This is a genomic window from Paenibacillus sp. 2TAB23 (assembly GCF_052115165.1).
GTDB lineage: Bacteria > Bacillota > Bacilli > Paenibacillales > Paenibacillaceae > Pristimantibacillus.
Map to the genome: position 1 here is coordinate 206,746 of NZ_JBFRGD010000007.1, position 12,399 is coordinate 219,144.

A 12,399-nucleotide genomic window follows, 5' to 3' on the forward strand; every position below is an offset into this window, starting at 1 on the left:
CTCATCCTAGCGCAAAAGTCCTGACAGATTCGAAGGAGGAAATCGCGTGGAAAACTGCTCAATCGTATCAAAGCCAGCCCTTCATTTGGCAGGCATCAGCTATTGCGGACCTTATTCATCCTTTCCGGATGAGGCAATTAGGCTGCAAACCGAGTTTTTGACGCGCAAGCATGAGCTGAACGATGCTGTCAAATCAACGGTGCTGTACAGTCCGTATTTCGGCAATGAGGCCTTCGCTACCTACTGGGCTTGTTATGAGGTTCAGCATTTGGAGGAAGTTCCGCCAGGCATGGTGCAGTTCACAATCCCCGAGCATCGATACGCGATGGTCGCCTGTTCCAACAAAAGAATCGGCGAAGGATACGAGCAGCTTCATGCGTGGATAAGTGAGATGCGATTAGAGAAACAGGATAACGCGGTTTCGCTGGAATTGTTTTATATTGACGAGCATCATTTGGAGGAAGAGCCGGTCGAGCTGCTCATTCCCCTCAAAGGATAACCCATATAGAGTGCTTGCGCGCAAGTGGAACGGAGAACGGCATACCTGCCGCTTGCTTCCGATCTTATTGCGAAGGCAGGCACTTTTTATTTGTAAGTTGACAGAGAGGAGCGGGGATCGTGCATTCGGTTGAAGACAAGCGCGCTGTAAAACATAGCCGTCTGCTCATGCTGCTCCTATTCGGCCTTCTGACTGGGGCGCTGAGCGGAGTCATTCTCGGCTTGGTGATGAAGCTGCTTGGACAATTAACAGGAAGAGGCGTCTATGTTCTTCTCCTTAACGTTGATTTTATTGGCTGGCTTCCGAGTATTCGCTCAGAGCTGTTCGAGTTTTTGCTTCATATGTCGGCAGCGCTGCCTTTAGGCATTCTTTATTTGGTTTTACTTAGAATTTGGAGCTCGCCGCTTAGACTCGGACTCGGGATGGGCGTCGCCATCGCCTGTTGTACGTGGATACCGTTGACACAGCTTTCAGAGCGAACACCTTCGACGCTGGATGGGGCATCCTTTATGATGTGGATAACGGGCCATCTCATATACGGTTCTGTTCTAGCTGCATTAGGGTACATATGGATAATGAGAGGTAGGGATAAAGAATGAGCTTTGCTTTATACATCGTAGACGCGTTCACGAACGAACGCTATAAGGGAAATCCGGCTGCTATATGTTTCGTGGATGAGCCGCAGTCTGAAAGCTGGATGCAGCAGGTAGCTATGGAAATGAATTTATCGGAAACGGCATTCGTGACTCCGTCAGAGGATGGCTGGGGGCTGCGCTGGTTTACACCACTGGCGGAGGTTGATCTATGCGGCCATGCTACGCTCGCGACTGCGCATGCGATGTGGCAATCTGGGAGATTGCTACCGGATGAAGAGGCGCGCTTCCACACCAAAAGCGGTATTCTGACCGCTGCGCGAAACGGGGAATGGATAGATATGGATTTCCCTTCAGAGCCTCCGCTTGGAACGGTAGCTCCAGAGGAGCTTGTGCAGGGATTAGGACTTATTCCAAGGTTTGTGGGGCGAAATCGAATGGATTATTTCGTAGAAGTGGACAGCGAAGACATAGTGCGAACGCTGCGGCCGGATTTCGCTTTGCTTGCCAGGCTGGATGCACGAGGTGTTATTGTAACGAGCAAGAGCGAAGACTCGCAATATGACTTCATATCGAGAGCTTTCTATCCGGGAACCGGAGTTGACGAGGACCCTGTTACGGGTTCGGCCCATTGCGCTCTGGCGCCTTATTGGGCCAAACGGCTGCGCAAGCACGAGCTGACGGGATATCAAGCATCCGCGCGCGGCGGGGTCGTTAAGGTTAAGCCGGATGGGGATCGCGTTTTTATGTCGGGACAAGCTGTAACCGTTTTGAAAGGACAATTGGAGGGATGAGCATATGTTCATGATGAAGCTCCCTAAGGAGCAGAAAGAACTGTTAACCGGAAAGATTCAGCAATATTTCGAGCTGGAGCGTTCAGAAACGATTGGATCGATCGCTGCAGAACAGCTGCTCGATTTCGTCATTCAAGAGATTGGCCCCCATCTATATAACCATGCTATTAGCGATGCGCGGAAAGCTGTCCTTGAACGTATGCAAACGCTTGAAGACGAGCTTTATGCCCTGGAGAAGCCGATTACGACTAAACGCTAAAAGCTATGAGCTAAGAGCTAAGGGCTAAGAGCTAAGAGCTAAGAGCTAAGAGCTAAGAGCTAAGAGCTAAGAGCTAAGGGCTAAGGGCTAAGGGCTAAGGGCTAAGGGCTAAGGGCTAAAATCTAAACGTTAAAAGGTAAAAGCTAAGGGCTGAGCTAAGGTGACCTTGCCATGAAATAGTAGACAGCAAGAAACCCTCAGTTACAACTGTTTGTCTAAATTTCTATACCGCCCTACGTTGCATTTTCTGCAGTAGAATGACCATTTAGATCGCCAACAATCACTCTACATTGCAGTTTCTGCAATGAAATCAGCAGATTCTGGTTTGTTTCAACGGAATTTCCGGTTTTCGTTGTACTTTGTACAACGCAGCCCCTCAGGTGTCAGCACATGTGAGGTTTCTATTGTACTTTCTACAGCGTAACTTCCACGATAGCTCAGACTATACTAGGTTACCCCAAAACCCTAGTAACGTCTGAGCTATGTTGCGTTTCTGCAGCGTGGTTCCAATTTAGCGCGAACAACACTAAGTAACTCCCCCTCCCCTAAGTAACATCCGCCTACGTTGCAGTTTCTGCAATAGAATGACCATTTAGATCGCCAACAACCACTCTACATTGCAGTTTCTGCAATGAAGTCAGTAGATTCTAGTTTGTTTCAACGGAATTTCCGGTTTTCGTTGTACTTTGTACAACGTAGCCCTTCAGGTGGCAGCACATGTGAGGTTTCTATTGCACTTTCTGCATCGTAGTCTCCAATATAGATCAGTGACCTTGCCATGAAATTGTAGATAGCAAGAAACCCTCAGTTACAACTGGGACGACCTGCTCCTTAAATGCTTTGTCGTATTTCTTTCCTTGTCCCATTTGAACCCCTCCGTGATTTATTATAGAGGTTTTCTTCGTGTCCATCTATTCGGGGCAAGGTCAAGGGCTAAGAGCTAAGAGCTAAGAGCTAAGAGCTAAGAGCTAAGAGCTAAGAGCTAAGAGCTAAGGGCTAAGGGCTAAGGGCTAAGGGCTAAGAGCTAAGAGCTAAGGGCTAAGGGCTAAGGGCTAAGGGCTAAGGGCTAAGAGCTAAGAGCTAAGGGCTAAAAGCTAAGGGCTAAGGGCTAAGAGCTAAGAGCTAAGAGCTAAGAGCTATAAGCAAGTTAAGGTAAAAGCAATTTAACGTACAAGCTGCACATCAATTTGTAGCATATAGGCTGTTTCCTTCTCTTATGCGATATGTTATTATATATACGAACATGAGTTCTTATTTACGATGGTATTGAAGCATGACGGGAGGAAGATGCAGCCATGGTTACGGATCGGTATGCAGAAATAGACGGAGTGATCGCTTATATTCACGATAATATTTATGAGCCGCTCCCGCTTTCGAAACTATCCGGTTACGCTGGATACAGCAATTTTCATTTCACACGCATCTTCAAAGAGCGAACAGGTCTCTCTCCCTTATATTATGCATCTTCGCTTCGATTGCAGAAGGCAAAGGATTTGTTGCTGCAGACCCGTTTAAGCATCCGTGATGTCGGTTTGGAGATCGGTCAGCAAAGCCTCGGCACATTCACATCTAGATTTACGGAGAGGGTCGGCGTTACGCCGTCAGAATTCCGTAATTCAAAGCTGCAAGCAAGCCGGCAGCTGGATACGCTGCAGCAGCTGAATGGCTGGAAGTCACTGTATGTGCCTTCGAAGCATCATGACCGAGTCGAGGGGAGCGTTCAAGCTGTTATACCATTCGAGGGAATTGTTCTGATTGGATTATTCGCGAAGCCGATACAGGAAGGGCTGCCCTTGTACGGTACGCTTCTCTCCTCATTAGGAGATTTCTGCTTCTCTGATGTTAAACCTGGCACCTATTATTTGATGGCGACATCGGTTTCTTGGGGTACGCAGGCCAAAGATATGCTGCTTCCGCATGCGACACTGCGCACAAGATCGAAGGAGCCCATAATCGTAACTGCGTACGACAATGTTCCCTATCAACAGGTCATGTTATATGAACCGCGTGCGGATGACCCTCCGATCCTGATTTCCCTGCCGTTGCTGATGAACAACTTTCTTAAACGGATTATGCCTGAAGCCTGCAGCTAAGCTGCTGTCAAGCAAGTGTTTTTTTAGATGATGACGTTGCTTTGAACGGCGTTACTTTGTTCTTGCCCGTTGTTTTCGAATGGTACATAGCTTCATCCGCCTGCTTGATCATCTCTTGAACGGCCTTGCTCTCCTTCGAGGTGCTGAAGCCGACGCTTATCGTAACCATCGTTTCCTGCTCCACTCTTCGACGGATTGATTCAGCCACGATCTCAGGCTTCACTCGCTCAGAGCTTACACAACTGAGCAGCTCTTCTCCGCCATAACGCCCAGCAGCTCCAATACCGCTTGATTCCTCTTTGATGATTTCGGCAACCTGCTTAAGCACGCCGTCAGCCTTGTGATGACCGTGCGTATCGTTTAATTTCTTGAAATTATCAATGTCACAAAAAATAATCGCCATCGATTTGCTGCCTTGAAGCAGCTGCTCTGCCTTGGAATAGAAATGCCGGCGATTATAAAGCCCCGTCAATCCGTCCATAATGGAGGATTGATAGGTAAACATAAGCCGTTCAATCACCCATTCAAAGAGCAAGAGAAAGAGCAAGGTATAATAAACGATGGGCAGAAGCTGGCTAAGCGAGATTAACCAAAGCAGCGATTCCTGAAATACATATTCGTTAGCCAGCCGTGCCAGCTCGCTCGCGAAAAAAACGATCAAGCTTGCGTAATATTTGGAGCTGAGGTCAGCGCCCCTTGTGTCCAGCATGACCATAAGGATCACGATCAGTCCGTAAAAGTCGAGCGCAGGGAAGGTGACGGTCCCTGAGTGAACGGCGGACTCTGCCGTAATAGGTGAAAGAGCAATTTGTATGCCTGCAACAACAAGTGTCATTATACCCATAATGATAAAAGGGATCACTTTCAGCTCGGCTGAGCGATGAGTATATAATTTCATGAAAACAAAGTTTATAATAATAAATGAAATGATCTGCATGATCGTGAAGCTCAAATACAGATAAGGCGACAATGACCAGCCTGGGTAGACGAGTACGACCAGCAGGCATTGCTTGGCTATGATTAAGGGAATGGCCGTAATGAGCAAGCGATAGATCCGTTTGTTGCGGTAGCTTACATAAAGCCTGACCGACATGAAGAGCATTAGGATTAAGATGACGATAACAGCTGACGACGAGAGCAGCTGTCCGTTCGGGCCTGAGAGCCATTGTGTAATTGACATGAGTTAACCACCGTTATCTAGTATAGGATGCAATAGCTTTACAGAAACATATGTTCTAATATATCATGTTTTACGGTAATCGAATAGCTGAGATATTCGTATGATGTTTGACCTTGAAAGGATGGGACGCATGAATATATTACAAGCATTGTTTTTTCCACCGGAGCAGCCGGGCGGAGTTTCTTCCATGATCCCGTACATTCAAGATCGTTTTATCAAGCTTGGCTGGCAGATGGAGTTGTTCTCATTGCCGAAGCGTGTACGCAGCAAAGGGCAAGAGGAGGTTCAATTCGAGACCTTCGACCACACGGTCTACAGCGGGAATATAATGGTAGACAAATATATACAAACCTACAAAGATTACGTATGGTGGACCAAAATGAGAATTAAAAAGCCATACGATATTATACATGCGCATCATCCGATTGCAGCGCTTGTTATGAAGCAGCTGTTCCCGGATACACCGCTCGTCGTTACCATCCATTCCAGCTTCGAGCGAGAGCTTATCTTGAATGGGAAAATCAAAGAGGGCGGACCCGAGCATCTTTTTCTAATGAGCCTTTACGGAGAGCTGGAAGCGAAAGCGGATCACTTGCTTACGGTATCTGAATCGTTCCGATCCTATATTGCACCGCATATCAACCATCCGGAGAAAATTAAAGTCATACCGAATGGGTTTGATGAAAAACGGTTTAAGCCGATCTCCCATGAAAATGCCGTCACGCAGCTTATTACCGTCTGCAGGCTCGTCCCAGCAAAGGGGCTCGACGTGCTGCTCCATGCCTGCGCAGAGTTGAAGCGGAGAGGGCATCCGTTCGTACTCCATATTATCGGAGACGGACCGATTCGCGAAGAGCTTGAAGCATTGGCTGTCGAGCTGGACTTGTACGATGATATTATTTTTTATGGCTATATGCTGCATCCAGAGGAATTCATGCCGTTTTTTGACGTATTCGTGCTGCCATCGCGAGCTGAAGCATTCGGTTCCGTGTTCGCCGAAGCTGCGCTCTGCTGGCTCGCCCTTGTTGGAACCAATGTCGGGGGCATAGCGGAGCAAATCGAAGACGGCATCAACGGATTGCTTGTCCCGCCTGAGAATCCGGAAGCACTTGCCGAAGCGCTTGAGAAGGTCGTAACCGATCCAGCCTATCGCTACCATCTGGCAAGAGCCGGCTCGGAGAAAGCCAAAAAGGTATATTCGTTGTCGAGGGTAATCTCGCAGCTGAAGAAAGTCTACGTTCATATGAAGCCGGAATGACGGTTTATTCAATGGGAATAGGTGGTGTTGCCGATGTCGGTGCCTTTTCGTTTCATTCATGCGGCAGACTTGCATCTGGATAGTCCTTTTCGCGGGCTTGCCAATGCACCTGCCCCAGTTAGGGAAGCTTTAATGGAATCAACCTTTGCAGCGCTTCGGGAGCTGACGCACGCTGCCATTCGGAACCAAGTGGATTTCATTGTATTAGCCGGAGATTTGTTCGATGAGGCGGATCGCTCCTTGCGGGCACAGCTTGCGCTAGTGAAGGAGTGGGCAAAGCTAGAGGAGCATGGCATTGCCGTCTATGTCATTCATGGGAACCATGATCCATTGAGCGGCGCGCGCGCGGAGCTTAAGCTCCCGTCTAATGTTGTTGTTTTTGGATCGGATCAGATGGAATATCGGCCGGCTTACCGCAGAAGCGGTGAGCTGGCTGCCTTTATTTACGGCAGATCTTATGGCACCCGCATCGTGACCGAAAATATGGCTGCAGCCTATCAGACGCAGCCGGAGGCTCCTTTTCATATTGCGATGCTGCATGGCAACGTCGACGGCGACGGAACTCATGATCCATATGCACCTTGCGAGCTGCAGGAGCTTATCGGCAGCAAAGGCTTTGATTATTGGGCGTTGGGCCATATTCATCATCGCCGTGTCTTGCATGAGTATCCCCATGTCGTATACGCCGGGAACGTGCAGGGTCGAAACCCGCGTGAAACGGGTGCCAAAGGTTGTTTGATGGTTGATGTGACGGCTGCCAAAGCTTTGGAGCTCTCTTTTGTCCCGCTTGACAGCGTGCGCTGGCTAGAGCGGAGCATCTCAATAACAGGCATTGGCAGTGAGCAGGAGCTGCTGCTGCAGCTTGAGGAGCTGCTGGATCTTGCACTGACGGATTCAGATGGACGGATGGTCATGCTGCGTATAGTCTTGAATGGCCGAGGACCGCTCCATCATAAGCTAATGGAGCCTGTTGTCACTCGTGTTCTGCTTGAGCAGCTGCAGGAAGGCAGAGCCTTATCCGCTGGTGAAGGGTGGATCCATGTCTATACGCTCGAAGCGAATACAGGAGCCGAGATTCGTACAGAGGAGCTTGAGGCTGAAGACAGCTTTGCGGGTGAGCTCTATCGCATGAGCATGGAGCTGTCGAAAGATCAGCTGAAATGGCGCGCATTCGCACAGGATGCGATAAAAGGCGCAGCCAATCATGCCAAGCTTGGCAGGGTGCTGCGACGCGAATGGGAGGAGCTCCCGGAACAGTGGCTGGAGCAGGGGCGCGAGCTTGCTCTTGGCCTGCTGCACGGTAATGAACGGGAAAGCTAATGGCACCTGTGTCGCTTTACGTTAATCTACTTGGAGGAGACAATCCCATGAAGCTCTTGAAGGCTGAAATTGACGGATTCGGGCAGCTTTACAGCAAACAAATTTCGCTCGATGCACCTGTTATTGTTGTTTATGGACCGAATGAAGCAGGCAAAAGCACAATGTTTGGATTTATTCGATCCATCTTGTTTGGATTTGCGAAACGAACGCTGCCCAGTGAGCGCCAAGAGCCGATAAACGGCGGGAAACATGGCGGGAGACTGATCGTTAGAGGTGCTGGCGAGGAGTCTTTTTTCATTGAACGGTATGCTGCGGACGGCTCTGGCAAGCTGATGCTGCGAAAAATTGCAGGCATGCCGGGTGCAGATGAGACGCACCCTGAAGCTGCAGCTCTTACACAAGCGGAATGGGAGCGCGATTATTTGGGCGGTGTCAGCGAGAAGCTGTACCGGCAGCTTTATGCGATTACGCTTACGGAGCTGCAGGAGGTTGGTGCGCTGTCAGGAGATGAGCTTGGTCGTTATTTGCATCAAGCAGGCTGGGATAACGGCAAGACGATTGCGGCTGCGGAGAAGCGCATTGCTCTGGAGATGGAACAGCTGTTCAAACCGCGCGGTACGAATCAGCAAATGAATCAGCAGCTGAAATCGCTTGATCAGCTCGATGGGGAGCTGCGCAAGCGGGAAGATGCGATCCTCGCTTACAATGCATTAAACATGCAGTCGGCTAATGTGGATGAGTCACTGAGCCTGCTTGAGCAGGAGAAGCCGGAGAAGGAAGCTAGACAAGCGCTTTTAGGCAAGGCTGTATCCTCAAGGCACATATGGCTGCGAAAGCAGCAGCTGCAGATCGAGCGGGAAACGATCGCATATGCAGGCATGATTAATGCCCTAGACGAAAAAAACTGGGTGGAGCTGCTTAGGCGAAGAACGGAGCTGGAGAGTGAAAGCGAGCGGCTGCGGCAGAAGTCGCTGCTTCTTGAGCTTCAGCTGGAGTCAACGGTCTATGACGATGGAATCATCCGACTGACGGAGGAAACGGAGTCTTTGCTGCAATCGTCAGAGCATATCCGGCAGTTGAAGGAGGATGCGCAGCTGATTGCGTCCGAGCTTAGCGAGCATGACGAGATGATTGCGAGACTGGTTAGCAGCATTGCGCCGGAATGGACGGAGCGTCAGCTTCGCGAGCTGCAAGTCACCGTTGCCGATCGCGATTACGTGAGGACTGCGAGGCAGGAGGAGCTTGATTACACGCGAACCGCGGAACGGTTCGCGGCGGAGCTTGAGACGCTTAAGCAGCAGGAGCGGGAAGCGTCGACAGCATTCGAGGAGGCGAGTTCAGCCGCCATGCAGGAGGCGCAGCGGCGAGCGCAGCTTGGGGACAGCACCGGATTCGAGGTGCTGCCCCTTGCGCGAGATGCGCTGAAGGGGGCGTGGAACGCCCTGGACAGCGCGCTGCGCGAGTGGGAGCTCGAGCGGGTGCGCTCTGCCGGAGCGGGCTCCGCGCGCGATAGCGCCGCGGGCGGCGGGACGGCGGCAGCGGGGCGGGGCGGAGCCGGCCTGCTGTGGGCTGCGGCGGCGGGAGCGGGCGGAGCCGCGCTGGCGCTTGGGGCTGCCGCGCTTGCCGGGGCAGGCGGCGGAGCGGGGGTTGCCGCGCTCGCGCTGGCTGGGGCGGCGCTTGTGCTTGCCGCTGCAGCTATGCTGCGTAAGCGGAACACCAGAAGCAGAAGCTACCGTGGACAGGGAAGCAGCCAGCAGGCATTAAGCCAAATGGAGCAGCGGGTATATCAACGATTGGAAGCGCTCGTGAGGAAACCGCAGGAAGCGGCCGCTGCCTTGCTAGCTGCTAAACCAGACAGCTCGCCAGAGCATCTGCTCGCAGCAGAGCAGGCACGTACGCGGCTGCAAGCTGCCGTGGAGCAGTGCCTCGAGGCGCTGCAGCACAGCGAGCGCCTCGACAATAGCAGCAGCGAGCTCGCCCGCCGCCTGGAGCGGCTGCGCGCGCACGCTGCAAGCCGCAGCGAGGCCGCTGCCGCCGCTGCGCAGACAAGGCAAGCCGCCGCCCGGCAATGGGCCGGCTGGCTTGCAGCTCGCTCACTGCCGGCGGGAATGTCCCCGGCAGCTGCGCTGGAAGCCTTCGAGCTCGCCGAGCAAGCTTTGCAGCGGCTGCAGCAATATGACCGCTTGGCAGCAAAGCAAGCCGCCGCGGACAAGCAGCTGGCAGCATATGCTGAGCATGCCGCCAAGCTGTGCGGGCATCTCGAGGAAGCGAAGGCACAGCTTGCGGCTGACCCCACGCTCGCGCTGCGGCTGCTGTATGCGGAGATTCGCCGGCATACAGCAGCCATGCAGGAATCGCGCGGCATACAGTCGCGCCAGGAAGAGCTGTTGATAGCGCAGCGGGCAGCAGATCTGCAGCAGCAAGAAATCGCTGACCAGATGGAATTGCGATTAAAGGAGGCCGGACTTGCAAGCCAAGCCGAATATGAGCTGGCGATCGAGCATCGCCGTTCGTTACGGGAGCTTGAGCTTGAATTGTCCAAGCATACGCTTGAGCTTACTGCGGGGATGTCCAGTGAAAGAGCGCAGGCGCTGGAGAAGCTGTATGCCACTTACGATGAAGACGAGCTGCAGTCCATGCAAATGGAGTCGCAAGCAGTGATTCAGACGTTGGAGAATACGAAAAGAGAGCTTCTGGAGCAAAGGGGAAGGCTGAGGCAATCGCTTGATCTGCTCCTACGGGAAGAGGAGCATCAGAAGCTGCTTTCCGATAGAGAAATGACCATTGCGAGCTTGGAGAAGGATGCGGAGCGTTATGCGGTACTGGCGGTTAGTTCTGCTTTAATAAGCAAAACCAAGCGTATTTATGAAGAGGAACGACAGCCTGTCGTTCTAAGGAAAGCATCTGAATTTATCGCAAAGCTGACGGATGGCAAGTATATTCGGGTCTTATCGACGCCTGGCGAGTCTGGCATCAGGCTGGAATCGTCCGAGAGGAGAATCGTTGACAGCGGAATGCTCAGCAGAGGTACGGCGGAGCAGGTTTATCTAGCCATGCGTCTGGCTTTGGCAGAGGAAGCCTCGCGTGGGGCCAAGCTTCCTCTAATGTTAGATGATGTATTCGTGAATTTCGATCGGAGCCGGCTGCAAGCCGTTACCGGATTGTTGTCGGATTTATCCCAAGAACGACAAGTGATAATCATGACCTGCCATGAGCGTGTCCGCGACGCGATTCTTTCAAACATGAAAGATGCTTTGTTGGTGCAGTTCTAACATGACCGGCAAAGCGCTTGATTAGAATCAGCCCGCCGATACTCGTTTGCGAATGATAAGTATGAGCCAGCCGAAGCTTATCAGCCCAAATAAAGGATACAGCGTGGACAGCAGCATGCCGAAGCCGATTTGACTGGCTACATAACAGATGGCAAGGATAAGCAGAACGATTAAGCTGCGCGCCCACTTGAGGCGCTCGTGGAGCTGGAGGGTCAGGCCGTAAATGTCCGCAATCAGCGTGGTGAAGATTTCTGCGAAAATAATAAAAATATAGATGAACTGCACGCTCGGACCAAGCTGACGCGCGATCCCGCCCATTGGGATGGCGAATTGCTGGATGCCCGGCATATGAACCGACAAGGCAATGTGACCGGCGAGCAGCATGAAGCCGATGCCGATGCCGCCGACCCATGATCCGGCAATGATGACCTTTCTGTCATTGATTTCCGCGCCTAGAGGGACGAGCACGGCCTGCGACATGGAGAGATTGAATGCGGTATACAGAAATGGCGAAGCCCATGCGGCCCATATGGAATGGTCGCTTGCAAGCGTAAGGAACTTGTCTGCGCCTGGCGTATGGAACGTGTCGATCATAATGAGCACCGTAAAAAGAAGCATGACAGGAACGACGATCGCGTTAACCGTCAGAATAGCGTTCATGCCTTTTCGCAGCAGGAAGTAGCAGGCTGCAATCGTAATCAGCAAACCGGATTGATACGAAATATTCCAATGCTCGTAGAAGATGGTGCCGGCACCCGCAAGCATGACGGCTGTTACACCAAGCAGCACAACGAGCATGAAATGGCTAATCAGCCTTCCATACTTATCGCCGAATAAAGCTTTGTTCAAGTCCTCGTATGATTTTGCTTTAATCTGGCTGGCGATCAGCATCATTTTGGTGCCAAGCCATATGAATAAAACGGTTGATAATGCAATGGTGATGGAGCCCCAATACCCGAATCGGGTGAAAAACTGCAATATTTCTTGACCAGTGGCAAAACCTGCCCCTACAATCGTTCCCATGTAGGTGGAGGCGATTTGCAGCACCTTACCAGTACGTTTCCACATCGTCTACCGTCCTCCGTTCGATGACCTCTTCTATATAGAGGGTATGTCCAAACCGGGACAGGC

The 12,399-nt window shown here is 51.6% G+C and carries 10 protein-coding genes; 8 read left to right on the forward strand and 2 right to left on the reverse strand.

Annotated features, from left to right (window positions below):
* The first annotated feature begins 46 nt into the window (after window positions 1-46).
* From AB4Z29_RS12935 to AB4Z29_RS12955, 5 genes are all read left to right on the forward strand, one after another.
* On the forward strand, window positions 47-499 hold the full coding sequence (locus AB4Z29_RS12935) for a GyrI-like domain-containing protein (protein ID WP_183563904.1): 453 nt from the start codon (window positions 47-49) through the stop codon (window positions 497-499).
* Between the two features lie 119 nt (window positions 500-618).
* Window positions 619-1,098, forward strand: coding sequence for a hypothetical protein (locus AB4Z29_RS12940; RefSeq protein WP_441943464.1), 480 nt, complete (start codon window positions 619-621; stop codon window positions 1,096-1,098).
* The gene (locus tag AB4Z29_RS12945; protein WP_441943465.1) at window positions 1,095-1,886 is read left to right on the forward strand and encodes a PhzF family phenazine biosynthesis protein; all 792 of its coding nucleotides are present in this window, start codon (window positions 1,095-1,097) and stop codon (window positions 1,884-1,886) included. The genes AB4Z29_RS12940 and AB4Z29_RS12945 overlap by 4 nt, the downstream gene beginning before the upstream one ends.
* Before the next feature lie 4 nt (window positions 1,887-1,890).
* A complete protein-coding gene (locus AB4Z29_RS12950; protein ID WP_441943466.1) occupies window positions 1,891-2,145 on the forward strand; it encodes a DUF2164 domain-containing protein in 255 nt (84 codons plus the stop codon).
* A 1,295-nt stretch (window positions 2,146-3,440) separates the two neighbouring features.
* Window positions 3,441-4,238 carry a helix-turn-helix domain-containing protein gene (locus tag AB4Z29_RS12955; RefSeq protein ID WP_441943467.1) on the forward strand — a complete coding sequence of 266 codons (798 nt, stop codon included), beginning with the start codon at window positions 3,441-3,443 and terminating at the stop codon, window positions 4,236-4,238.
* A 7-nt stretch (window positions 4,239-4,245) separates the two neighbouring features.
* On the opposite strand, the gene AB4Z29_RS12960 is transcribed toward AB4Z29_RS12955, so the two are convergent.
* Window positions 4,246-5,418: a diguanylate cyclase gene (locus AB4Z29_RS12960; RefSeq protein WP_441943468.1), complete on the reverse strand. Its 1,173-nt coding sequence runs from the start codon at window positions 5,416-5,418 to the stop codon at window positions 4,246-4,248.
* 130 nt (window positions 5,419-5,548) lie between these two features.
* On the opposite strand from AB4Z29_RS12960, the gene AB4Z29_RS12965 reads away from it, so the two are divergent.
* Genes AB4Z29_RS12965 through AB4Z29_RS12975 form a run of 3 tightly spaced genes read left to right on the forward strand, consistent with a single transcriptional unit; the run spans window position 5,549 to window position 11,268 of the window.
* Window positions 5,549-6,676 (forward strand): glycosyltransferase family 4 protein, encoded by a 1,128-nt coding sequence (locus AB4Z29_RS12965; protein ID WP_441943469.1) that lies wholly within the window; start codon window positions 5,549-5,551, stop codon window positions 6,674-6,676.
* Window positions 6,677-6,709: 33 nt separating this feature from the next.
* Window positions 6,710-7,996, forward strand: coding sequence for a metallophosphoesterase family protein (locus tag AB4Z29_RS12970; RefSeq protein ID WP_441943470.1), 1,287 nt, complete (start codon window positions 6,710-6,712; stop codon window positions 7,994-7,996).
* A gap of 47 nt (window positions 7,997-8,043) precedes the next feature.
* Window positions 8,044-11,268: an AAA family ATPase gene (locus AB4Z29_RS12975; RefSeq protein WP_441943471.1), complete on the forward strand. Its 3,225-nt coding sequence runs from the start codon at window positions 8,044-8,046 to the stop codon at window positions 11,266-11,268.
* Between the two features lie 27 nt (window positions 11,269-11,295).
* Here AB4Z29_RS12975 and AB4Z29_RS12980 read toward each other — a convergent pair whose 3' ends face one another.
* A complete protein-coding gene (locus AB4Z29_RS12980) occupies window positions 11,296-12,336 on the reverse strand; it encodes a YkvI family membrane protein (protein ID WP_441943472.1) in 1,041 nt (346 codons plus the stop codon).
* Between the last annotated feature and the right edge of the window lie 63 nt (window positions 12,337-12,399).

Coding starts and splice junctions, on each gene's coding strand:
- AB4Z29_RS12945 (WP_441943465.1), top strand. CDS start 1,095: ATGAGCTTTGCTTTATACATCGTAGACGCGTTCACGAACGAACGCTAT.
- AB4Z29_RS12950 (WP_441943466.1), top strand. CDS start 1,891: ATGTTCATGATGAAGCTCCCTAAGGAGCAGAAAGAACTGTTAACCGGA.
- AB4Z29_RS12955 (WP_441943467.1), top strand. CDS start 3,441: ATGGTTACGGATCGGTATGCAGAAATAGACGGAGTGATCGCTTATATT.
- AB4Z29_RS12960 (WP_441943468.1), bottom strand. CDS start 5,418: ATGTCAATTACACAATGGCTCTCAGGCCCGAACGGACAGCTGCTCTCG.
- AB4Z29_RS12965 (WP_441943469.1), top strand. CDS start 5,549: ATGAATATATTACAAGCATTGTTTTTTCCACCGGAGCAGCCGGGCGGA.
- AB4Z29_RS12970 (WP_441943470.1), top strand. CDS start 6,710: ATGTCGGTGCCTTTTCGTTTCATTCATGCGGCAGACTTGCATCTGGAT.
- AB4Z29_RS12975 (WP_441943471.1), top strand. CDS start 8,044: ATGAAGCTCTTGAAGGCTGAAATTGACGGATTCGGGCAGCTTTACAGC.
- AB4Z29_RS12980 (WP_441943472.1), bottom strand. CDS start 12,336: ATGTGGAAACGTACTGGTAAGGTGCTGCAAATCGCCTCCACCTACATG.